Source organism: Ramlibacter sp. AN1015 (assembly GCF_037726105.1).
GTDB lineage: Bacteria > Pseudomonadota > Gammaproteobacteria > Burkholderiales > Burkholderiaceae_C > Ramlibacter.
Genome location: NZ_JBBJUM010000008.1, coordinates 126,737 through 150,164 on the forward strand (window position 1 = coordinate 126,737; position 23,428 = coordinate 150,164).

Consider the following 23,428-nt stretch of genomic DNA (forward strand, 5'->3'; position numbering starts at 1 on the left):
TCGGTGCTTCAATGCGGCCCATGGCTTCCACCGTTCCCCTGGCACTTAGCCACAACGCAACGCGCGGCGTCGAATCCCCTTACGCCTGGCTGCGTCTGTGCGTCTCGCTGCTGCTGATGACCATCGGAGGTGTCGGCATGTACTCGGTGCCGGTGGTGTTGCCGGCCATCGAGGCCGAGTTCGGGCTGGCGCGCGGCACGGCGGCGCTGCCCTACACGCTCACGATGATCGGTTTCGGCCTGGGCGGTGTGCTGATGGGGCGGCTTGCCGATCGATTCGGCGTGATGGTGCCGGTGGCGATCGGCGGGCTGGCGCTGGGCGCCGGGTTCATCGCCGCCGGCCACGCGCCGGGGCTGTGGACCTTCTGTCTCGCGCAGGGGCTGCTGGTGGGGCTTCTGGGCACCTCGGCCACCTTCGCGCCGCTGGTGGCCGACACGTCGCTGTGGTTCGAGCGGCGCCGCGGCATCGCGCTGGCCATCTGCATGAGCGGCAACTATCTCGCCGGCGCGCTGTGGCCGCCGGTGATCCAGCACTTCGTGGAGGGTGCCGGCTGGCGCCAGACCTACGTCGGCATCGGCATCTTCTGCATCGCGGCCGTGCTGCCGCTGGCTTGCTGGCTGCGGCCGCGCCCTCCGGCAGGCGCGGCCGGCGTCGCCGCAGCGCCGGCCACGGTCGGGGCGGGAGCCGCCGGGCTGCGGCCGATGGGTCTGCGGCCGCGCACCGCGCAGGCGCTGCTGTGTGTCGCCGGGGTGTCGTGCTGCGTCGCCATGGCGATGCCGCAGGTCCACATCGTCGCCTACTGCACCGACCTCGGCCTGGGCGCCGCGCGCGGGGCCGAGATGCTGGCCCTGATGCTCGGGATGGGGGTGGTCAGCCGGCTGTTCTTCGGCTGGCTGTCCGACCGCATCGGCGGGCTGCGCACGCTGCTGCTCGGCTCCTTGCTGCAGGGGCTCGCGCTCACCATGTTCCTGCCGTGGGACGGTCTGGTCTCGCTCTACCTCGTATCGGCCCTGTTCGGGCTGTTCCAGGGCGGCATCGTGCCGGCGTACGCCCTGGTCGTGCGGCAGCACTTCGCACCGTCGGAAGCCGGTGCACGGGTGGGCACGGTGCTCATGGCCACCCTGTTCGGCATGGCGCTGGGCGGCTGGATGTCCGGCGCGGTGTTCGACTGGACCGGCTCGTACCGCGCCGCCTTCATCAACGGCATCGCGTGGAACGGGCTGAACCTGGCGGTGGTGCTGTTCCTGCTGCACCGGGTGAGCCGGCTCAGCGCCCGGGCGGCGTGACCGATGCGCCTCGGCTGTCGTGCTCGAGTTCGTGCAAGGTCTGCAGCAGGCGCTCGCGTTCCACCGGCTTGACCAGGAACCGGTCGGCGCCCGCCTGGCGGGCACGCGCCATCGCCTCCTCGGTGTCGTTGCCCGAGAGCATCACCACGCCGCAGCGGGGGAGGGCGTGCACCGCTTCGTGCCTGCGCACCCAGCGCACGGTCTCGATGCCATCCATGACCGGCATCTCCATGTCCAGCAGCAGCAGCTGCGGCCAGTGGCGCAGCATGATCTCGGTGGCGGCCTGGCCGTGCGCCGCCACCTCCACCCGGAAGGGCGGATCGGGCAACAGCTGCCGTGTGACGAAGCGCGAAAACTCGTCGTCGTCCACCAGCAGCACGTGCCGCAGCGGCAGCTCGTCGATGCTCGCCTGCGCCGCCGGCTGGCGGGGCGCCGCCGGCACCCGGGGCGATGGCGCTTCGCGCAGCGCCGGAAGCGTCAGGGTGAAGGTGGTGCCCTCGGCCTCGCCGGTGCGCATCACCAGGTCGCCGCGCTGGGTGCGCGCCATCAGGCGGGCGGAGTAGGCACCCAGACCGGTGCCTGCCCGCTTGCCGGCGGTCACGTACTTCTGGAACATGCGCGCGGCGATGTCGGGCACCACTGCGTCGGGGTTGTGGATCGTCAGGGACACCGGGTCGCCGGCGCCGAAGCTGATGGTCACCCGGCCTGCGGAGTCGGTGGCCTCGATGGCGTTCTTCACCACGTTGGCGACGATGGAGTAGCACAGCAGCTCCTCGCCACGCACCTGCACCGGCGCGCCGGCGCCCTCGCCGTCTTCGACGTGCAGCAGCACGCCCTTGGCCTCGGCGAACGAATGCAGGTCCACCAGCACCCGTGCCACCACGCCCCGCAGATCGACCGCCTCGGGCCGGAACGGATAGGAGCCGGTTTCCATCTTGTACAGGCCCAGCGACAGGTTGACCATCTCGACCATCCGCAGCGCGGCACGCTGCAGCACGCCCACGAGCTCCTGCTGCGGCGGCGACAGGCTCGGGTCGTCGCGCAGCAGGCGGGCGGCTCCGAGGATGCTGTTCAGCGGGGTTTTCAGGTCGTGGCGCGAGATGCGCTCGACGTCTTCGCGCAGTCGCGCGTTCTCCTCGAGGGTGCGGCTGCGTTCTTCGGCGTTGAGCGCGTGGCTCATGCGCCGGGCGATCACCACCGCCGGGGACAGCAGGAACAGCGCGAAGCCCAGCGGACCGAACTTCTGATCGGGATGGGTGCCGTCCAGCAGGAGCAGATCGAGCAACAACGCGGCCACCACCGCCAGCATGCCCGCCAGCAGCGCGCGGGCGTCGGCAGGTGCTCGGCGCTGGGCCCGCAGCATCGCCGTGAGCAGGTAGGCGCCGACCACCACGGCACCCGCCTGACCGGGCAGCACGATGTAGGAGAACCGGGACGTCGGCAGCGCCAGCACCGCCACCGCGGCGGCGACCAGCAGCGCCAGCGCCGCGCGGGTCACCCTGCGCGAGACCTCGTGCGGGAACAGGCCGCGCAGGGTGAGGAGGAACAGGCCCATGCCGACGATCCAGGCGAGGTACTCGGCTCGGGCGAAGGTGCGCCACGGCGTGGTGTCGGTGAAGGGCCGCAGCAGCAGGCGCGCTCCGATGAGGTCGGTATACAGCGCCATCGCAAGGCAGAAAAGTCCGAACACGAGCGGCACCCGCTCGCGCCGGCGCACGGCGAAGAAGATGAGCGCGACGACGCCGGTGAGCAGGTAGGCGGACAGCAGCGCGGCCCGCTCCACCAGGCGCGCCTCTCGCCAGCGCGCCAGCGCATCGGGCGAGCCGGCGGCCAGGGCGCGCACGAAGCCGCCGGCACGGTGGTCGAAGTTGGAGATGTGCAGCGTCAGGCGCAGCGGGCAGGCGAACTCACGGCTGATCGACAAGCGGCTCGGCACCTGCGCGCGGCTGGAGTCGGCCGACGCACCGGCGGTGCCGTGCGCGGCGACCAGCTCGCCGTTGACGTACAGCTGCGAGGCGGTGCGCTGCATCGGCGCCTCGAGCGCCATGGACTGGCCGCTGGGGCAGTTCAGCAGCAGTGCATAGCTGCCCCAGCCTTCCTCGCCCTCGGGCTTGCCGTCGGCGCGCAAGGCGTTCCAGGGCTCGGGCACGGGGGCGAAGCCGCGGGTGGGCAGCTGCTGCCAGCCGGGATCGACGAAGTGCTGCCAGCTGAAGCCCCATTCGCCCAGGAGCAGGACGGGGCCTGCGGTCGGCACGGCCGGCAGTTCCAGCCGCCCCGCGACGGCGCGCGGCGCGGGCGTGTGCTCGGCCGCCACCGGCAGCACCGCCGCCAGCAGCAGCAGCACGAGCGCGATGGCGCGAAAAAACCGGACGAGTTGCATCGAGACGCGTGTGCGCGGCGCCGCCTGGCGGCCCGTGGGCAGGTCAGGCCCGCATCGATGCGAAGACCTCGCGCGCCGCTTCGAGCGTGGTGGCGATGTCGTCGTCGGTGTGGGCCGCGCTCACGAAGCCGGCCTCGTAGAGCGCCGGCGCGATGTACACGCCGCGTTCGAGCAGCCCGTGGAACAGGGCGTTGAAGCGGGCGGCGTCGGTGCGCATCACGCTGCGGTAGTCCTGCGGCAACTCGGGCAACAGGAAGAAGCCGAACATGCCGCCTTCGCAGTCGGCGCTGAACTCGATGCCCTCGGACCGCGCGACGACGGCCAGGCCGTCGGCCAGGGCCCGCGTGCGCGCCGCAAGCGCTTCGTAGAAGCCGGGCCGCGTGACCTGTTCGAGCGTGGCGAGTCCGCAGGCGGTGGCTACCGGGTTTCCCGACAGCGTGCCCGCCTGGTAGACGGGGCCCATCGGCGCGAGCTGCTCCATGACAGCGCGAGGGCCACCGAACGCGGCCAGCGGCATGCCGCCGCCGATCACTTTGCCCAGCACGGTGAGATCGGGGCGGAAGCCGGGGATCTGGCGGGCGTAGAGGCTTTGCGCGCCGCCGAGCGCGACCCGGAAGCCGGTCATCACTTCGTCGAAGACGAGGAGCGCACCGTGCTGGTCGCACAGCTCGCGGCAGCGGCGCATGAAGGGCACGCTCGCGCGCACGAAGTTCATGTTGCCGGCGATGGGCTCGATCATCAGGCAGGCGATGTCGCTGCCGTGCAGCGCGAACGCTTCCTCGAGCTGGCCGATGTGGTTGTATTCGAGCACCACGGTGTGCTGCGCCACTTCGGGCGGCACGCCGGCGCTGGTGGGGTTGCCGAACGTGGCCAAGCCCGAGCCGGCCTTCACCAGCAGCGCGTCGGCGTGGCCGTGGTAGCAGCCCTCGAACTTGATGATGCGTTTGCGGCCGGTGGCGCCTCGCGCGAGGCGCAGGGCGCTCATGGCCGCTTCGGTGCCCGAGCTGACCAGCCGCACCATGTCCATGCTGGGCATCAGGTGCACGATGGCTTCTGCGAGCTGCACCTCGCGCTCGGTGGGCGCGCCGAAGGAGAAGCCGTCCAGCACGGCCTGCTGGACCGCTTCGACCACGGCAGGGTGGCCGTGGCCCAGGATCATGGGACCCCACGAGCCGATGTAGTCGATGTAGCGCTGGCCGTTCGCGTCCCAGAAGTGCGCCCCCTGTGCGCGCTGCACGAAGCGCGGCGTGCCGCCGACCGCGCGGAACGCGCGCACCGGCGAATTCACTCCGCCGGGAATGCGCTGGCGCGCGCGTTCGAAGAGTTCCTCGTTGCGATCAGTGTTTGGTGTCATGTGCGGGCATGTCGAAGACCTGCAGGGCCTGCGCCTCTTCTTCGGTCACGGGTTCGCTTTCACCGCTTTCGGGCAGGGCCCAGAACAGGCGGTCTGGCACCACATGGCCCATGCCGGGGCGGAAGCCGCCGTTCAGGCATTGGTCCAGGTAGGCAAGTGCTTCGCCGAAGGCGCCGGCCAGGTCGGTGCCGTTGGCCAGCAGCGCGGCCAGCGCCGCGCTGAGGGTCTCGCCGGCGCCCGAGAAGACGGCTTCGAAGCGTTCGAAGCGCTGGCTGGCGAGGACCGCCTGCGGGGAGGCGAGCACGTTGTCGATGAACTGGTCCGGCAGCGGAACGCCGGTAACCACGGTGTAGCTCACGCCGCACTCGCCGGCGGCCATGGCGATGTCACGCGCGGTGGGGCTGCGCTCGCCGGTCCAGTCGGGAAGCAACCAGCGCCAGAGCGTGCTGTGGTTTCCCACCAACACGGTTGTCTGCGGCAGCATCAGCTCGCGGAAGGCGTCGAGGTACAGATCGATCTGGGTCTCGTCCCACCAGGACAGGTTGGGCATGTACGCCACCACAGGCACGTCCGCGTAGTCGGAGGCGATCCCGGCGATGGTGCTGATCGCCTCGGGGCTTCCGACGAAACCCACCTTGAACACCTGCACCGGCACGTCTTCCAGGATGACGCGGGCCTGCTCGGCGATCGCTTCCTCGTCGAAGGCGAAGTGCTCGAAGATGTCCGCGGTGTCGCGCGCGTAGGCGCCGCAGGTGACGGGCAGGGCGTGTGCGCCGACCGACACCATCGCGGCCACGTCCGCGCCCAGACCGGCGGCGCCGCTCGCGTCTCCTGCGTTGAAGGTCATCACGCACGGCGGGCCTGCGGCGAGGTCGTCTTCGTCGTCGTCGCTCGTCTCGGGAGGGCTCGGGGGTGTGGGCGTCATCATGGGCCTGCCAGCATCAGGCGTGTGCGCTAGTTGCGTATCGCTCAGAGGCGCATCGATACAATCGTTGCATTCTATTGGAAGCCACTTTAAGCTGTGACTGAAGCAAAAACCTGGATGTGTCTGATCTGCGGATGGATCTACGACGAGGCGGCCGGCGCCCCTGATCACGGTATCGCGCCAGGCACCTTGTGGGCTGATGTCCCGATGAACTGGACCTGCCCCGAATGCGGCGCCCGCAAGGAAGATTTCGAGATGGTCCAGATTTGACGGGGCACGCGTCACGCCTTCGATGATGCGCCCCACGTTTGAGGAGGAGCCGCATCAGTGAGCGACGCGAACGCGCCTTTGAAGGTGCTGGTGATCGATGACAGCAACACCATCCGCCGCAGTGCCGAGATTTTTCTGAAGCAGGGCGGCCATGAAGTGATGCTGGCCGAGGACGGCTTCGACGCGCTGGCCAAGGTCAACGATTACCAGCCCCACCTGATCTTCTGCGACATCCTCATGCCGCGCCTGGACGGCTACCAGACCTGCGCCATCATCAAGCGCAACGCCCGCTTTGCCGGCGTTCCGGTCGTGATGCTCTCGTCCAAGGACGGCGTGTTCGACAAGGCCCGCGGCCGCATGGTCGGCTCGCAGGACTACCTCACCAAGCCTTTCACCAAAGACCAGCTGCTGCAGACCGTGCGCCAGCTCGGTGCCGCCGCTCCGGAGTGATCCCTATGCCCGTCTCCAAAGTCCTCGTCGTGGACGACTCGAAAACCGAGCTGATGTTCATGACCGATCTCCTGCAAAAAAGCGGCTACTCGGTGCGCACGGCCGAGAACGCCGACGACGCGTTCCGGCGCCTGGACGAAGAGCGTCCCGACCTGATCCTGATGGATGTCGTGATGCCCGGCCAGAACGGCTTCCAGCTGACGCGATCGATCACGCGCGACCCTCGCTTCGAAGGCGTGCCGATCATCATGTGCACCAGCAAGAGCCAGGAGACCGACCGCGTCTGGGGCATGCGCCAGGGCGCGCGCGACTACATCACCAAGCCGGTCGATCCCGGTGAGCTGATCGCCAAGATCAAGGCCCTGGGCTGACCCGCAGCGCCGCCCCCCATGGCCAACCGAGACGCACTGCGAGAACTTCAGGCACGACTGGCCGGGCGGCTGCAGGCAGCACGCACCGATGACGTCCAGGCCGCCTGGCTGGCCGTGGTCGCGGCGCAGGCGCACTACCTCTTTCCGCTCGCCCAGTCGGGCGAAATATTCCCCTTCGCCCCGCTGCAGCGGGTGCCGTACACCCAACCCTGGTTCCTGGGCGTAGCCAACCTGCGCGGCGGGCTCTGGGGCGTCGTCGATCTGTGCGGCCTGCTGGGCGGCGAACGCCCGCCGCGTGCAGCGGCAGACGCCAGCCGCGCGCAGTCCCGCCTGGTGGCACTCAACCCGATGCTCGAGGTGAACTGCGCCTTTCTGATCGACCGGCTGGCCGGCTTGCGCAGCCTCGACGCGTTCACCGTTTCGCACCCGCCTGCGCCCGACGCCCCGGCGTGGTTCGGCAGCGTCTACACCGATCCGCAAGGGACGCGCTGGCAGGAGCTGAACCTGCAGGCGCTGTCCCGGCAACCGCAGTTCCTGAGCATCAGCGTCTAAACGAGAGAGTCCATGCCCATCGTCGATCAACTCAAGAACCTGTTCGCCACCCGGCGCGGCGCTTCGCCGGCGGATGCGCAGCCCGCCGTCGAAGCCGTCGGAGAAGGCGACACCGTCTCCATTCCCCTCCTCGGGCGCAAGCCGGTGGAGGTGCACCAGCGGCGCCTGTTCCTGCTGCTTGCGGCTTCGCTTGCGGTGCTGGGCGCGGTGGGTGTGCTCGCGGTGCGGCAGGCCGACCAGGCGGCGCAGCAGGTGGCCGGCACCGGGCAGTCCCTGATGCAGTCGCAGCGCCTTGCCAAGTCGGTGTCCCAGGCGCTGGTGGGCAGTGAACAGGCCTTCCCTGACGTGCGCGAGAGCGCGGACGTCCTGGCCCGCACGGTGCGCGGCCTCCACAGCGGCGACGATGCCTTGCGCCTGCGGCCGGTCGCGGCTGCCTCCGCCGGCGAACTCGCCACCATCCTGCCCTTGATGGAGCGGGCCGAACAGAACGCCGCCGTCGTGATGGCACAGCAGGAGATCCTCACGCGCGTCGGCGCAGCCCTGCGCACGATCAACCGGCAGTCCTCCGACCTCCTGGAGATCGCCGAGACGGTGTCGGCGCTCAAGCTGCAGCAGGGCGCCGCGCCCGCCGAAATCTCCGCCGCGGGGCAGCTGGTCATGCTGACCCAGCGCATCGGCAAGTCGGCCAACGAGTTCCTGACGCTGGAAGGCGTCAGCCCCGAGGCCGTATTCCTGCTGGGCAAGGACCTCAACTCCTTCCGCGCCATCGCCCGTGGCCTGCTCGATGGCAGCCCCGAGTTGCGCCTGCCGGGCACGCGCGACGCGCAGACCCGCGAGCAGCTGCAGGCGCTGCTGGCGCTGTACGACAGCACCCGCAGCGAGGCGGGCGCCATCCTGGGAAACCTGCAGGGTCTGGTCGCTGCGCGCGAGGCGCAGCTGGCCATCGTCGCCGACAGCGAACCCCTGCGCCGCTCGCTCGAGACGCTGCAGCTGCAGCTGTCCGCCCAGACCGGGCTCGGCGCAGCGGCCCTGGCGGCCCTGCTGCTGGCTGCGGCGGGCGCCATCGCCTGCTCGGTGGGGCTGGCGCTGGTGCAGCTGCAGGACAGCCGTCGCCGACAGGCCGTCTCCGAGCAGCAGCGCCTCGAAGCCGAGCGCCAGCAGCAGGAGGCCAAGCGCGTGAACGACGCCAACCAGGCGGCCATCCTGCGGCTGATGAACGAGCTGCAGACCGTCGCGGAAGGCGACCTGACGCAGGAGGCCACCGTCACCGAGGACATCACCGGCGCCATCGCCGACTCGGTCAACTACACCGTCGAGGAGCTGCGCCAGCTGGTGGGCAACGTGCAGACCACGGTCGCGCGCGTGGCCCAGACCACGGCGCTGGTGGAGAACACCTCCACCGAGCTGCTGGCGGCATCGACGGAGCAGCTGCGCGAGATCCGCGAGACCGGCCAGTCCGTGCTCGACATGGCAGGGCGCATCAACCGCGTGTCGGGCCAGGCGCAGGAGTCGGCGCAGGTGGCACGCCAGTCGCTGCAAGCGGCCGAGTCCGGGCTGCAGGCGGTGCAGAACGCGATCGGCGGCATGAACTCCATCCGCGAGCAGATCCAGGAAACCTCCAAGCGCATCAAGCGGCTGGGCGAGTCGTCGCAGGAGATCGGCGAGATCACCGAGCTGATCTCCGACATCACCGAGCAGACCAACGTCCTGGCGCTGAACGCGGCTATCCAGGCGGCCTCGGCCGGCGAAGCCGGGCGAGGCTTCTCGGTGGTGGCCGAGGAGGTGCAGCGACTGGCCGAGCGCTCGGCCGACGCCACCCGCCAGATCGCTGCGCTGGTCAAGACCATCCAGACCGACACCCAGGACGCGGTCGCCGCGATGGAGCGATCGACCCAGGGAGTGGTCGAGGGCGCCAAGCTGTCGGACAACGCCGGCACCGCCCTGACCCAGATCGACCAGGTCTCGCGCCGGCTGGCCGAGCTGATCGAGGAAATCTCCGCCTCGGCCTCCAAGGAAGCCGAATCGGCCAACTTCGTGGCGGGCAACATTCAGCACATCTTCGCCGTGACCGAGCAGACCGGCGAGGGCACGCGCTCGACGGCGCAACAGGTGCGCGAACTCTCCCGCATGGCCGACGAACTGCGCCAGTCGGTCGCCCGGTTCAAGATCGCCTGAGGCCTCCAGCGCCTCCGCCGTCGTCACCGCCCCATCACCGAACGCCGCTTCGCGCTTCATGCACGCCCTAGACCACGACAACGACCTCGTCGTCAACGACCTGGGCCCCCTTGCCTGGGTGCTCGAGGAATTGCGCAAGTCGCTGGACGCGTCCTCCTCCGCGCTGCGCCGCTACCTGCGCGAAGCTGCGGTAGCCGCGGGCGAGGAAGCCGGCCCCGCGGACGACGCGCAACTGCGCATCGGACGCCAGCACCTGCACCAGGCGCTCGGCGCACTGGAAATGGTCGGCCTGAACGGGCCGGCCCAGCTGCTGCGCGCCATGGAGGCTGCGGTGCAGGCATTCGTGCAGCGTCCGCAGTCGTGCGACGAGCTGGCGGCAGGCAAGGTCGAACGCGCCGGATTCGCGCTCCTTGAATTCCTGGAGGCCTTGCTGCAGGGGCAGCGGTTTTCTGCGGTGGCCCTTTTCCCCCAGTACCGCGAAGTGCAGTCGCTCAGCGGTGCCGAGCGCGTGCATCCGGCAGACCTGTGGTCGCGAGACTGGGGCTGGCGCGAGCCGCGCACGCCGGCGCCGACGCAGCCGCTGCCTTACGCACCCGCCGTGCGATCGCGGATGGACCAGGCCGTGCTGCGCATCGTGAAGTCCGGCGACGCGGCCGCGGCGCATGAGCTCAGTCGCATCTGCCACGGCTTGTCCGCCGCCGGTCCGAGCCGGCAGGCTGCAACCTTCTGGCAGGTGTGCGCCGGCACCTTCGAAGCGCTCGCGCTGGGCCTGCTCGCGCCGGACCTGTACGTCAAGCGCGCCGCTTCGCGGGTGCTGGTGCAATACGCGCAGCTGTCCAAGGGCGAGGCGATCATCTCCGAGCGCCTGCTGCACGACCTGGTCTTCTTCTGCGCCCAGGCGCGGCCCGCCCATGCGGCGCAGGCGCCTCTGTTGCAATCGGTGCGCGAGGCATGGGGTCTGCTGCAGTTCGCTGCCATCGACTACCACCGCGAACAGTTCGGGCGCTTCGACCCGGCGCTGCTCATGCAGGTGCGCAAGCGTCTCGCCAGCTGCAAGGACCTGTGGTCGCAGCTGGCCGGCGGTGACGTGGCGCGGCTGCGCAGCTGCGGCGATCATTTCCGCCAGGCCGCCGAGGCCCTCGTGCGCCTGCATCCGGCCACCGCACTGCTCGCGCAGGCGCTGGTGGAGTGCGGCGAAGAGCTCACCCGCGGCGCCGTGCTGCCGCAGCCCGAACTGGCCATGGAAGTGGCCACCGCCATCCTCTACCTCGAAGCCGCCTTCCAGCACCTCGACGCCGACGCCGAGAAGCTCGAGATGCGCTCCCGTCACATGGCGCAGCGCCTGCAGCGGGCCCGTACCCTGGGCGCACCCGAGCCGCTGGAGCCCTGGATGGAGGAGCTGTACCGCCGGGTCAGCGACCGCCAGACCATGGGCAGCGTCGTCGGCGAACTGCGCCAGAGCCTGGCCGAGCTGGAAAAGGACCTGGACAGCTGGGTGCGCAACCCGACCGATCCCCGGCCGCTGCAGGCCTCGCCACCGCGGCTGGGCCAGATGCGCGGGGTGCTGTCGGTCCTGGGGCTGGACCAGGCGGCGCAGGCCGTGCAGCACATGCGCCAGTCCGTCGAGGAGATGGCGACGCGGGTCTCCGACGGCGCTGGCGATACGCCGGCGGTCGAGAGCCTGGGCAACAACCTTGGCGCGCTGGGCTTTCTCATCGACATGCTGAACTACCAGCCCGCGCTGGCCAAGAAGCTGTTCGTGTTCGAGGAGGCCACGGGCGAATTGCGGCCCCTGATGGGCCGGGCCGCGGCCGGGCCGGCAGACGCGCCGGCCGAGAGCGTCAGCGGCGATCTGTCGGCCCCTGAGGCGACCACCGCGTCCGCTGCGCCTTACGCCGGTGCCAACGAGCCGCCGAACACCTCGTTCGCGGGCGCTGCGCCCGTGCATCCTGTAACTGCCGAAGTGCGCTCGCCTGGCGCGCCCGAGGTGCCGGCTTGTGCCGATGCAGCCGATGCAGCCGATGCAGCCGATGCGGCTGGCGAACGCAGCCGCGCCGATGCCGATGCCGACGCCGACGCCGACGCCGACAGTGTGTCCGCCCCCACGGTCGTCCTCGGCCCAGCCTGGGACCGCACCCAACCAGCGCCGACCCGACCCGCGGAAGCGCTCGACATTGCCGCGGATCCGCAAGCACGGCAGTTCGAGCACCACGACGGTCCCGCAGATCTTCCCGACATCGATCTGCGAACCCGCTCCGAAGATGCCGCCATCAAGTCGCTGCCGGAGATTGCCTGGTCGTTCGATGCGGGCGCGCCCGCGGCACCGTCGGTGCAACCGTCTCCGGACGGCCTGCTGGACATGTCGCCGCCGTCGGAGCGAGCGCAGGCGGCGCCAGCCGGCATCGATCTGCTGCAGCCCGACGGGCGATCCGATTTCGAACCGGTCGCCGCCACGACTCCGATGCCCTGGCCTGCCGCCAGCGCTCCCGTGTCTGACGGTGACCCGCAGGACGAACTGCTCGACATCTTCCTGGAGGAGGTCCGCGAGGTGGTGCAGACCGCGCGCGGGGCCCTGGTGGTACTTGCCGCGCAGCCCGGCGACCTGGCCGAGCTCACCACGTTGCGCCGCGCCTTCCACACCCTCAAGGGCAGCTCGCGCATGGTCGGCTTGGTCGAGTTCGGGGAGGCGGCCTGGGCGCTCGAGCAGGTGGTCAACGTCTGGCTGGCGGAAAACCGGCCTGCATCGGACGGCCTCCTGGGCCTGGCCGGGGCTGCGATCGAAGGCTTCGCACGGTGGGCCGAGGACATTTCCCGCGGCGCGGCAATCGCCTGGCACGCCGACCTGTTCCGCCCTGCAGCGCTTGCATTCCGCGCCACGGGCGCGGTGCAGCCGCTGCTCCTGCCGGACGCAGCGCGCGCCGCGCCGCCCGGCCCGAATGCCGGCGAGCCGCGCGACGCTGCCGAAGACCTTGCCGCGCCCTCCGTCGCAGCGTCCGAAGCCGCCGGAACCGTTGCTCTCGCCGGCGATCAAGCCTCCGACGAGGTCGCTGGCGGCACGAACGCTCTTACGCGGAACGCTGTCGCACGCGATGAAGACGGGTTCAGCGCCTGGAGCCCGGCGGGCAAGGATGCCCGGGCTGCTGATGTGACGCTCGATCCGGTGCCGCCTGCAGAGGGCTTGCCGGTGCAAGCACCCGTTGATCGGGCCCATGCTGCCGCCGAAGCCGAAGCCGAAGCAGAAGCAGAAGCAGAAGCAGAAGCAGAAGCAGAAGCCGAAGCCGAAGCCGAGGCAGAAGCAGAAGCAGAAGCAGAAGCAGAAGCAGAAGCAGAAGCAGAAGCAGAAGCAGAAGCCGAGGCAGCAGAAGCAGACGCCGACGCCGCCGACGCTGCCGCTGCCGCTGCCGACGCCGCGCTCGAAGCGAGCGCCGAAGCGCTCCCCGCGCCTGCGATTGCCAGCGACGATTCCTCGGTTCCTGCGGGTGCGGGTAGTGAGGTCGCGGCAAGCGCGCGGCTCGGACAGCCGCTGCCCTTCACCGGGCCGGCAGAGTCGCCGCCAAGCCTGGGGTCGCCACCCTTCGACGGGCAGCACGACGTGCCAGAGGCGGTGTCGCCGCAGGCGGCTGTCGCGTCCGCCGCCGATGCGGCGCCCGAGGCACGTGCGCCGGACGGATCGCCTGGCGACGCGGACCTGGACCTGGTGTCCGCCGCGCCCGATGCGCCGGCACCTGGCGCGGCGCCTTCTCCAGCGGACCTCGCCTGGACGAGCGGTCACTCGCAGCCCGGGCATGCAGCGCCGGCCGAGGCCGTCCAGCCGGCCGTGGACGCCTTCCAGGTTCAGCCCGAAGTGGACGCTTTGCCCCCCGAGCCGCAAGCGGACGACGTCACAGCCCTGCACGAGCAGGACGATCACCTTTCCACCCTCGCGCCCACCGTGGTGTCCTTGCTCGACGCGCCGAAGGCCGAGCGGGACGACGAGCAGGTCCGGATCATCGGCGACCTGCGCATCGGAATACCGCTGTACAACGTCTACCTGAACGAAGCCGACGAATGGTCGCGGCGCCTGCAGGTGGAGCTTTCCGAGTGGGCGCTGGAATTGATCCAGCCGGTCTCGGAAAACGCCGTCGGCTTCGCCCATTCGCTCGCCGGCAGTTCGGCCACCATCGGCTTCGATGCGCTGTCGCGCATCGCCCGCCTGCTCGAAGACGCACTGGTGCGCAGCCAGTCCCTGCCGCAAGCCGGCCTCGCCGAGCACGGCCGGGTCTTCAACGCCGCGGCCGAGGACATCCGCCGCTTGCTTCACCAGTTTGCGGCCGGGTTCCTGAAGGAGCCGGACCCGCGCGTGCTGCAGGCCCTGTCGCAACTGGGCGCGGCCTCAAGCGCGGCTCCCGCTGCGTCCGCTGCGACAGCGCGGCCCCCGGTGCGGGACGCTGCGCCCGACCCTGCCGCACGCGCGCTCCGTACGCCGGTGGCCAGCCTGGACGACATGCGCGAGGGCATCGATGTCCTCGACGCGATCGATGTCGATCTGTTCCCGGTGTTCGAAGAAGAGGCTGCCGAGCTGATGCCGCAACTCGGCGGCGCACTGCGCCAGTGGCACGCGCGTCCCGAGAACGGCAGTGCGCGCGACGCGGTGCTTCGCATGCTGCACACGCTCAAGGGCAGCGCCCGCCTCGCCGGTGCCCTGCGCCTGGGCGAGATGGCGCACCGCATGGAGTCCCTGGTGGAGCAGATCGCGCCACAGGCGCAGGCGGCGATCGAGATCGAGCCGCTGCTGCAGCGTTTCGACCTCATGCAGGCCAGCTGCGAGGCGCTGCGCGCCGGGCTGGACGAAGCTGCGCAGGTGCCCCCTTCGGACAGCGCGCCCACGGGCGCTGCCGATGCTGCCGGGGCAAGTGCCCTCGACGACTCCGCCGAGCGCACCGGCGAGGCGCAACCGCCACGCTCCGAAGCCCCGGCAAGCACTTCCCGGGCGCTGCTCGCCGCGCCCGTGGCGACCAGCTTCGCCGTGCAGCGCGCGGCGGCAGGGCAAGCGGTTCGGGTGCGCTCGCAGCTGCTGGACCGGCTGATGAACCAGGCCGGCGAGGTGATGATCTCGCGCTCGCGCATGGAAGACGAGCTGCGGCAGCTGCGCGGCTCGCTCAAGGACCTCACGGGCAACCTGGAGCGGCTGCGCGGGCAGCTGCGCGACGTCGAGCTGCAGGCCGAAATGCAGATGCAGTCGCGCATGGCACAGACCCGCGACGCGCCCGCCGCCTTCGATCCGCTCGAGTTCGACCGCTTCACGCGCGTGCAGGAGCTCACGCGCATGATGGCCGAGTCGGTGAACGACGTCGCCACCCTGCAGCGCAACCTGCAGCGCACCGTCGATGCCACCGAAGACGAGCTGGCGGCGCAGGCGCGCCAGACGCGTGAGCTGCAGCGCGATCTGCTGCGCACGCGCATGGTCGAATTCGAGGCCATCGCCGACCGCCTCTACCGGGTGGTGCGCCAGGCCTCGAAGGACACCGGTCGCCAGGTCAAGCTCGACATCGAAGGCGGCTCCATCGAGATGGACCGCGGCGTGCTGGACCGGATGACACCGGCGTTCGAGCATCTGCTGCGCAACTGCGTGGCCCACGGGATCGAGGACCCGGCCGTGCGCAGCGCCATGGGCAAGGAGCCGGTCGGCCGCATTCGCGTCGTGCTCGGACACGAGGGCAATGACGTCGTGGTCGAGTTCCGCGACGACGGCGCCGGCCTCGACCTCGCCCGCATCCGCCAGCGCGCCGTACAACTGGGTCTGGTGCGGCCGGGGCACACGCTGACCGACCAGGAGGCGGCAGCCCTGATCTTCACTGCCGGGTTCAGCACGGCGACCCAGGTCACCGACTTTGCCGGCCGGGGCATCGGCATGGACGTGGTGCGCTCCGAGGTGGTCGGCCTCGGCGGACGCATCGAGACCGACACGCTTGCCGGCCGGGGCACCACCTTCCGCCTCGTGCTGCCGCTGACCACCGCGGTCACGCAGGTCGTGATGATCCGAAGCGGCACCCTTTCGGTGGGCGTTCCGGCCCACCTGGTCGAAGTCGTGCGCCGCGCGTCCGCCCGCGACCTTCAGCAGGCCTACAACGCCGGGCAGTTGGAGCACGCGGGTGAACAGGTCCCCTTCTTCTGGTCGGGCGCCCTGCTGCAGTCTTCGCGCCACAGCGACGAGCCGCAGGGACGCTCGTTGCCGGTGGTGGTTTTCCGAAGCGCATCGCAGCGCCTGGCCATGCACGTCGATGAGGTGCTGGGCAGCCGCGAGGTGGTGGTCAAGAACCTCGGCCCGCAACTCGCGCGTCTGCCGGGCCTGGCGGGCATGTCCGTGCTGCCGTCGGGCGCGGTGGTCCTCATCTACAACCCGGTGGCCCTGGCTGCCGTGCACGGCGAGCAGGCCCGCGCGCTCAGCGCAGACCGCGCGCAGCCCGAGATGCTCGGACAGGGCGGCGCGCAGGCGCCGGCCAACGCCGAGCCGCGCGTGCCGCTGGTGCTGGTGGTCGATGACTCCATCACCGTGCGCCGCGTCACGCAGCGCTTGTTGCAGCGCGAGGGCTATCGCGTGGTGCTGGCGGCCGACGGGTTGCAGGCACTGGAACGCATGGCCGAGGAAACTCCCATGCTGGTCCTCTCCGACATCGAGATGCCGCGGATGGACGGGTTCGATCTCGCACGCAACATCCGTGGCGATGCCCGCTGGTCGCAGCTGCCCATCGTCATGATCACCTCGCGCATCGCGCAGAAGCACCGCGACCACGCGCAGCAGCTCGGCGTGAACCACTACCTGGGCAAGCCGTACGTCGATGAGGAGCTGCTGGGGCTGGTGCGCCGCTACTGCACGGTCGCCGCGCAGTGAGCAGCTCCGGGCGCGTGCGCGCCACACGCCGCGTGGCCGGTGCGCAGCAGCTTGCGATCCGGCGCAGTGCGTGAGGCGGGCGGGGTCAGGGCGCCAGTCCCGGTGCTCCCGGTTCCTGTTTGCCGACCACCGCGTAGCGACGCAGCGTGCGATCACGCGCCTGCGCGTGATCGACGACTGGCCGGGGATAGTCGGCGCCCAGGCGCAGCCCCGCCTCGGCCAGCTCCGCGGCGCTGGCGGTCCAGGGGGCGTGCAGGGCTGCGCCGCGCAGGCCCGCGAGCTGCGGCAGGTAGCGCAGGATGAAGCGGCCGTCCGGATCGAAGCGCCGGCTCTGTGTCACGGGATTGAAGATGCGAAACCACGGCTGCGCGTCGCAACCCGACGAACTCGCCCACTGCCAGCCGCCGTTGTTGGCCGACAGGTCGTAGTCGTTGAGCTGCTGCGCGAAGTAGCGCTCGCCGCGGCGCCAGTCGATGCCCAGGTCCTTGCTGAGGAAGCTGGCCGTCACCATGCGCAGTCGGTTGTGCATGTAGCCGGTCCCGTTGAGCTGTGCCATCGCGGCGTCCACCAGGGGGTAGCCGGTGCGACCGGTGCACCAGGCGTCGAACAGGGCGTCGGCATGCGGCCCTGTCTCCCAGGCGATGGCGTCGTACTCGGAGCGAAAGCTCGCCGCCCGGCCTTGCGCATCGGCGACATTCGGATAGTTGGCGAGCACCTGGACGTAGAAGTCGCGCCAGGCCAGTTCGCTGCGCCACACGGCCGCACCCGGGCTGCCGGCTTCGGCGCGGGCATGCGCCTCGCGCATCAGTTCGCGGATGGACACCGTGCCGAAGCGCAGGTGCACGCCGAGATAGCTGGGGCCGCGCTGCGCGGGGAAGTCGCGCGTGTCGGCGTAGCGATCGATGCGCGTCAGGAAGTCGCACAGCAGCGCGTGCCCACCAGCGGTTCCGGGCGGCAGCGCTTGGCGGTCGAGGTTGCTGGGTGCGAAGCCGAGCTCCTGCAGCGTCGGCACGGCGCGCCGGTACTCCGGTGGGCGGTCCGCCAGACTGCCCGCATGCGGCTCTACCGGAAGCGCCGCCAGGTCGGACGGCTCGAGCGCTGCCAGCCACGCGCGCCGGTAGGGGGTGAATACCGCGAAGGGCGTGCCGGCGCGGGTCAGCACTTCGCGCCGCTCGAAGATCGTGTGGTCCTTGCGGGTGTGCAACGCGATGCCCTGGGCCGCCAGTGCGCTGCGCACGCGGGCGTCGCGCTCCAGTGCGGCGGGCTCATCGTCGTGGTTGGCGAACACGGCCTGCACTCCGAGCTCCCGGGCGAGCCGCGGCACGTCGTCTCCAGCGCGGGCGTGGCGCACGATCAGGCCCGCCTCGGCGCGGCCGGCGAGCCGCTGCAGCGTCTCGTCGAGTTCGACCAGCGAGCTGCGGATGAAATCGACCCGGCGATCCTGGCGCGGCAGCGGATCGAGGATGTCGCGGTCGAAGACGAAGACGACATGCACCTGCCTGCAGGCCCGCAGCGCTTCGGAAAGTGCGGCGTTGTCGTGGGCGCGCAGATCGCGCCGCAGCCACATCAGCCCTGCGTCGTAGTGCTTGTGCATGGCTGCAGGGGCGGGCTCATTGGCGGGTCGGTGCGTAAAATCCGCATCATGCCCGCCGATGCAGACGCCATCAATCTCACGCATCACTTCCTGATTGCGATGCCGGGCCTCGAGGACGAACGCTTCGCCCGCAGCGTCATCTATCTGTGCGAGCACAGCGCCCGCGGTGCGCTGGGCATCGTCATCAACAAGCCCAGCGATATCAACCTCAAGCACCTGTTCGACAAGGTCGAGCTGCCGCTGGGACGCGAAGACCTGATGGGTGCGCCGGTGTTCCAGGGCGGACCGATTGCCACCGAGCGCGGCTTCGTGCTGCACGAGGCCGTGGTCGCCCAGGACGCGCCGCCCGAGGAAACCGTCTACGCCTCCACCATGACCATCCCGGGCGGGCTGGAGATGACCACCTCCAAGGACGTTCTGGAAGCCCTGTCCACCGGCGCCGGTCCACGCAAGGTGCTGGTCTCGCTAGGGTATTCGCAGTGGGGCGAAGGCCAGCTGGAGTCGGAGTTGGCCGAAAACAGCTGGCTCACCGTTGGAGCCGATGCTGCGGTCATCTTCGACACGCCGGTGGAAGAGCGCTATGAGCGGGCGCTCGGTCTGCTGGGCCTGCAAAGCTGGATGCTGTCGCGGGACGCGGGGCACGCGTGAGCCGACGGGCCGCTCCCGAGGCGAACAGCGCCGCAGTGCGCAGCACGCAGGCATTCCTGGTGAGCCGACGGGCCGCTCCCGAGGCGAACAGCGCCGCAGTGCGCAGCACGCAGGCATTCCCGGTGAGCCGACGGGCCGCTCCCGAGGCGAACAGCGCCGCAGTGCGCAGCGCAGGGGCCGCATCGTGAGCGGCGCCAACGCGCCGCCCCCGGACGTGCCTGCCGACACCTCCGCGCCCGCTTCGGCAGCTGCGCCGGCGGCCGTGCCGGCGCAGCACCGCAGCTTCCTGGCATTCGATTTCGGCCTCAGGCGCACCGGCGTCGCCGTCGGCAACCGGCTGCTCGGCACCGCCACTGCGCAGCGCACCATCCGCGCGGAGGGTGCGGCGCGGCTGGTGGAGGCCGAGGCGCGGGTGCGCGAGTGGCAGCCCGATGCGCTGGTGGTGGGCGTGCCCTTCCACCCCGATGGGGCGAGCCACGAAAATACCGCGCGCGCGCGCCGCTTCGCGCGCCAGCTGCGCGCGCGCCTCGGGCTGGCGGTGTACGAGGTCGATGAGCGCTACAGCACGACCGAAGCGCGCTCCGGCGGCGCGGCCGACGCCGACGCCGGCGCCGCGTGCGTGATCCTTGAACAGTTCCTGAGGAGTATCGAATGACCGAACCTGGCGCGGGCGCCCTGCTGCTCGACGCGGAGGCCCTCTACCGCGAGCTGCTGCGCGGCGTGCGCGGACTGCTTGCCGGCGATGCGCGGCTGGTGGGCGTCACGTCCGGCGGAGCCTGGCTGGCCGAACGGCTGCAGCAGGACCTCGGCCTGCCCGGCAAGCCCGGCGTGATCTCCTCGGCGATGCACCGCGACGACTTCGCGCGGCGTGGCATGGGGGGCTCAGGGCAGCAGACCCAGCTGCCCTTCGACGTGAACGACGCGCGCATCGTCCTACTCGACGACGTGCTCTACACCGGACGCACGATCCGCGCGGTGCTCAACGAACTGTTCGACTACGGCCGCCCTGCCAGCGTGCAGTTGGCGGTGCTGGTGGATCGGGGCGGGCGCGAGCTGCCGGTGCAGGCGGATTTCGCCGCCGCCCGCATCTCGCTGCCGCAGACGCAGTCGCTGGCCCTCGCACGCGACGAGCAGCAACGCCTGCGCTTCCAGGTGGAGGGCGCCTGAGCATGCGACACCGCCACAACCCGCAGCTCAACGCGCACGGCGAGCTGATCCACCTGCTTTCCACCGAAGGGCTGCCGCGCGAGATCATCACGCAGATCCTCGACACCGCGGCGCAGTTCGTGAGCGTGAGCGACCGCGAGGTCAAGAAGGTGCCGCTGCTGCGCGGCAAGAGCGTCTTCAACCTCTTCTTCGAGAACAGCACGCGCACGCGCACGACCTTCGAGATCGCAGCCACCCGCCTGTCGGCCGACGTGATCAACCTGGACATCGCGCGCTCGTCGGCCGCCAAGGGCGAGTCGCTGCTCGACACCATCGCCAACCTCTCGGCCATGGCCGCCGACATGTTCGTGGTGCGCCACAGCGAGTCGGGCGCGCCCTACCTGATCGCCCAGCATGTCGCGCCGCACGTGCACGTGATCAATGCAGGTGACGGCCGGCACGCGCACCCCACGCAGGGGCTGCTGGACATGTACACCATCCGGCACTACAAGCGCGACTTCTCCAACCTCACCGTGGCCATCGTGGGCGACGTGCTGCACTCGCGCGTGGCCCGCTCGGACATCCATGCCCTCACCACGCTCGGCTGCGCCGAGGTGCGCGTGGTCGGCCCGCGCACGCTGGTGCCCTCTGACATGAGCCAGATGGGGGTGCGGGTCTTCCACAACCTGGAGGAGGGCATCCGCGGCTGCGATGTCGTGATCATGCTGCGCCTGCAGAACGAGCGCATGTCCGGAGCGCTCCTGCCCAGCTCGCAGGAGTTCTTCAAGAGCTTCGGGCTCACGCCCGAGAAGCTGCAGCTCGCCAAGCCCGACGCGATCGTCATGCACCCGGGACCGATCAATCGCGGCGTGGAGATCCACTCGGCCGTCGTCGATGGCCGCCAGAGCGTGATCCTGCCGCAGGTCACCTTCGGCATCGCGGTGCGCATGGCGGTCATGAGCATCGTTGCCGGAAACGAGGCATGAACATGCGCACTCACGCATCGCCCCGCATCGGCCGCGTTCCGCCCGGACAGGCGCGCCGCGGCGTCCGGCAACTTCGGCGGCAACCTATCCAGCCACCCGGAAGCATTTGGGCATGAAGATCCTGATCAAGAACGGGCGCGTCATCGACCCGGCCCGCAATTTCGACGAGACCTGCAACCTGGCCATCGCCGCCGGGCGCATCGTCTCCATCCGCAACGTGCCCGAGGGCTTCACCCCGGCCAAGGTGATCGATGCCAGCGGCTGCATCGTGGCGCCGGGGCTGGTCGATCTGGCCGTGCGACTGCGCGAGCCCGGGCACGAGCACGAGGGCATGCTCGAGAGCGAGATGGCCGCGGCGGTCGCCGGTGGTATCACCAGCCTGGTCTGTCCGCCCGACACCGATCCGGTGCTCGACGAGCCGGGGCTGGTCGAGATGCTCAAGATGCGCGCCGAAAAGCTGCACCAGGCGCGGGTGTTTCCGCTCGGGGCGCTCACGCGCGCTCTGGCGGGCGAGGTGCTCACCGAGATGGCCGAGCTCACCGAAGCCGGCTGCGTAGGCTTCAGCCAGGCCGAGGTGCCACTGGCCAACACGCAGGTGCTGCAACGGGCGCTGCAATACGCCGCGACCTTCGGCTACACGGTCTGGCTGCGGCCGCAGGAGCTGCACCTGGGCAAGGGCGTTGCGGCGAGCGGTCCGCTGGCCACCCGGCTGGGACTGGCCGGGGTGCCCGTGGCAGCCGAGACCATCGCGCTGCACACCATCTTCGAGCTGATGAAGACGACCAACGCGCGGGTGCACCTGTGCCGCATCAGCAGCGCCGCCGGCGTCGAACTGGTGCGCCAGGCCAAGGCGCAGGGCCTGCCGGTCAGCTGCGACGTGAGCATCAACTCGCTGCACCTGATCGACACCGACATCGGCTTCTTCGACAGCCGCGCCCGGCTCAATCCGCCGCTGCGCCAGCAGCGCGACCGCGACGCGCTGCGCGAGGCGCTGGCCGACGGTACCGTGGACGCGCTGGTGTCCGACCACACCCCGGTCGATGAAGACGCCAAGACCCTGCCGTTCGCCGAAGCCGAACCGGGTGCCACCGGGCTGGAGCTTCTGCTGAGCCTGGCCTTGAAATGGGGCCAGGAGAGCGGGGTCGGCCTCACCCGCGCGCTCGGGGTCGTGAGTGCCGAGCCGGCCCGCGTGCTGGGGGCGGCGCTCGGCACGCTGCAGGCAAGCTGCGGTCAGCTGGTCGAGGGTGGCGTGGCCGACGTCTGCGTGCTCGATACGCAGGCCGCCTGGACGGTCGGACGCGACGCCCTGCGCAGCCAGGGGCGCCATACGCCTTTCTCCGGCTACGAGCTTCCCGGCCGGGTGCGCTGGACCCTGGTGGGCGGGCAGGTGGCGTACGAGGCCCGGGATCGCGGGTGAGGACGTCGCGCGCTCGGATGCGGCCCGCCGGGGCCGGACGCTGCCTTCGGCATCGGGAGTGCTGATGCGCGTGCTGCTCGCCTTCGGCAGGCTCGTGGCTGCGTTGTGGCACGCCCTGGCGGGCCTGGCCACCATCGTGTTCATTTTTCCCCGCCTTGACGCGCAACAGCGGCAGCAGCGCGTCCAGGCGTGGGCCCGGCAGATGCTGCGGGTGATGGGCGTCGGGCTGCAGGTGCGCGGCACGGCGGCCGCCGGCCCGGTGCTGATCGTGGCCAACCACATCTCGTGGCTCGACATCCTGGTGCTGCATGCGGCGCACTACTGCCGCTTCGTGTCGAAGTCCGACGTGCGCCGCTGGCCGCTGGTCGGCCGCCTGGCCACCGGCGCGGGCACCCTGTACATCGAGCGGGAATCGCGCCGGGACGCCATGCGGGTGGCGCACCACATGGCCCAGGCGCTGCGCGCGGGCGACGTGCTGGCCATCTTCCCCGAGGGCACCACGAGCGATGGCTCGCAGCTGCTGCCGTTCCATGCCAACTTGCTGCAGGCCGCCATCACGGCGGGCGCGCCGGTGCAGCCGGTGGCACTCGCATTCCGCGACGCAGCGACAGGCGCGCCTTCGCGAACGGCCGCCTACATCGGAGACGACACGCTGGTGGGATCGCTGTGGCGGACGCTGGCGGGCGCGCCCTTCGATGCGGTGGTGTGTTTCGGCGAGCCCGAGCACTGTGCTGGCCGTAATCGCCGTGCCTGGGCGCAGCAGCTGCGCGAGCAGGTGGCGCAGCTGCGGGCGCTGGACGGTGAACCTGGCGGCATGGCGGATGGCGCGGCCGAGCGTGCGCAGGACAGCGCAGCGGGCAGCGCGGTCGGCGGATCGCAGCGTGACCCGCGCGCAGCGGTGCCGCCGAGCTGACCCGTGTACGGTTGGCAGTCACCCTGGTGCTGCAGGTGCTGCTGGCGCTGCTTTCGCGGCGCCGAGGTGTTCGAGCTGACCGGGTGCACG

The 23,428-nt window shown here is 70.6% G+C and carries 17 protein-coding genes; 13 read left to right on the plus strand and 4 right to left on the minus strand.

Annotation, left to right across the window (positions count from 1 at the left end; all coding sequences use genetic code 11):
* Positions 1-20 precede the first annotated feature (20 nt).
* Positions 21-1,286 carry an MFS transporter gene (locus WG922_RS14230; RefSeq protein ID WP_340283365.1) on the plus strand — a complete coding sequence of 422 codons (1,266 nt, stop codon included), beginning with the start codon at positions 21-23 and terminating at the stop codon, positions 1,284-1,286.
* Here the strand turns inward: WG922_RS14230 and WG922_RS14235 are convergent.
* The 3 genes from WG922_RS14235 to thiD are packed head-to-tail and all read right to left on the minus strand — an operon-like array spanning position 1,267 to position 5,945.
* Positions 1,267-3,666, minus strand: a complete 2,400-nt coding sequence (locus WG922_RS14235; RefSeq protein ID WP_340283366.1) for a hybrid sensor histidine kinase/response regulator — start codon at positions 3,664-3,666, stop codon at positions 1,267-1,269. The genes WG922_RS14230 and WG922_RS14235 overlap by 20 nt on opposite strands.
* Positions 3,667-3,709: 43 nt before the next feature.
* Positions 3,710-5,020 (minus strand): glutamate-1-semialdehyde 2,1-aminomutase, encoded by a 1,311-nt coding sequence (gene hemL, locus WG922_RS14240; RefSeq protein ID WP_340283367.1) that lies wholly within the window; start codon positions 5,018-5,020, stop codon positions 3,710-3,712.
* A complete protein-coding gene (thiD, locus tag WG922_RS14245) occupies positions 5,004-5,945 on the minus strand; it encodes a bifunctional hydroxymethylpyrimidine kinase/phosphomethylpyrimidine kinase (protein WP_340283368.1) in 942 nt (313 codons plus the stop codon). Before thiD ends, hemL begins: the two co-directional genes overlap by 17 nt.
* Positions 5,946-6,062: 117 nt before the next feature.
* Between thiD and WG922_RS14250 the strand changes: the two genes are divergently transcribed.
* From WG922_RS14250 to WG922_RS14275, 6 genes are read left to right on the plus strand one after another with little or no spacing between them, the layout of a single operon-like run.
* Positions 6,063-6,215, plus strand: coding sequence for a rubredoxin (locus WG922_RS14250; protein ID WP_340283487.1), 153 nt, complete (start codon positions 6,063-6,065; stop codon positions 6,213-6,215).
* 57 nt (positions 6,216-6,272) lie between these two features.
* Positions 6,273-6,665, plus strand: coding sequence for a response regulator (locus WG922_RS14255; RefSeq protein ID WP_340283369.1), 393 nt, complete (start codon positions 6,273-6,275; stop codon positions 6,663-6,665).
* A gap of 5 nt (positions 6,666-6,670) precedes the next feature.
* Complete coding sequence (locus tag WG922_RS14260) at positions 6,671-7,036, plus strand: response regulator transcription factor (protein WP_340283370.1); 366 nt, start codon at positions 6,671-6,673, stop codon at positions 7,034-7,036.
* Between the two features lie 18 nt (positions 7,037-7,054).
* Positions 7,055-7,588 carry a chemotaxis protein CheW gene (locus WG922_RS14265; protein ID WP_340283371.1) on the plus strand — a complete coding sequence of 178 codons (534 nt, stop codon included), beginning with the start codon at positions 7,055-7,057 and terminating at the stop codon, positions 7,586-7,588.
* 12 nt (positions 7,589-7,600) lie between these two features.
* The gene (locus tag WG922_RS14270; protein ID WP_340283372.1) at positions 7,601-9,763 is read left to right on the plus strand and encodes a methyl-accepting chemotaxis protein; all 2,163 of its coding nucleotides are present in this window, start codon (positions 7,601-7,603) and stop codon (positions 9,761-9,763) included.
* A 58-nt stretch (positions 9,764-9,821) separates the two neighbouring features.
* Positions 9,822-16,634 (plus strand): hybrid sensor histidine kinase/response regulator, encoded by a 6,813-nt coding sequence (locus WG922_RS14275; RefSeq protein ID WP_340283373.1) that lies wholly within the window; start codon positions 9,822-9,824, stop codon positions 16,632-16,634.
* 85 nt (positions 16,635-16,719) lie between these two features.
* On the opposite strand, the gene WG922_RS14280 is transcribed toward WG922_RS14275, so the two are convergent.
* A complete protein-coding gene (locus WG922_RS14280) occupies positions 16,720-18,228 on the minus strand; it encodes a cryptochrome/photolyase family protein (protein ID WP_340283374.1) in 1,509 nt (502 codons plus the stop codon).
* 48 nt (positions 18,229-18,276) lie between these two features.
* Between WG922_RS14280 and WG922_RS14285 the strand changes: the two genes are divergently transcribed.
* From WG922_RS14285 to WG922_RS14310, 6 genes are all read left to right on the plus strand, one after another.
* Entirely contained in the window at positions 18,277-18,876 is a 600-nt protein-coding gene (locus WG922_RS14285) for a YqgE/AlgH family protein (protein ID WP_340283375.1), read from the plus strand.
* Between the two features lie 214 nt (positions 18,877-19,090).
* Positions 19,091-19,531: a Holliday junction resolvase RuvX gene (gene ruvX, locus WG922_RS14290; RefSeq protein WP_340283488.1), complete on the plus strand. Its 441-nt coding sequence runs from the start codon at positions 19,091-19,093 to the stop codon at positions 19,529-19,531.
* Positions 19,528-20,043, plus strand: coding sequence for a bifunctional pyr operon transcriptional regulator/uracil phosphoribosyltransferase PyrR (gene pyrR, locus WG922_RS14295; protein WP_340283376.1), 516 nt, complete (start codon positions 19,528-19,530; stop codon positions 20,041-20,043). Before ruvX ends, pyrR begins: the two co-directional genes overlap by 4 nt.
* A gap of 2 nt (positions 20,044-20,045) precedes the next feature.
* The gene (locus WG922_RS14300; protein WP_340283377.1) at positions 20,046-21,008 is read left to right on the plus strand and encodes an aspartate carbamoyltransferase catalytic subunit; all 963 of its coding nucleotides are present in this window, start codon (positions 20,046-20,048) and stop codon (positions 21,006-21,008) included.
* A gap of 112 nt (positions 21,009-21,120) precedes the next feature.
* Positions 21,121-22,425 (plus strand): dihydroorotase, encoded by a 1,305-nt coding sequence (locus WG922_RS14305; RefSeq protein WP_340283378.1) that lies wholly within the window; start codon positions 21,121-21,123, stop codon positions 22,423-22,425.
* 64 nt (positions 22,426-22,489) lie between these two features.
* On the plus strand, positions 22,490-23,338 hold the full coding sequence (locus WG922_RS14310) for a lysophospholipid acyltransferase family protein (protein ID WP_340283379.1): 849 nt from the start codon (positions 22,490-22,492) through the stop codon (positions 23,336-23,338).
* The last annotated feature ends 90 nt before the right edge of the window (positions 23,339-23,428 follow it).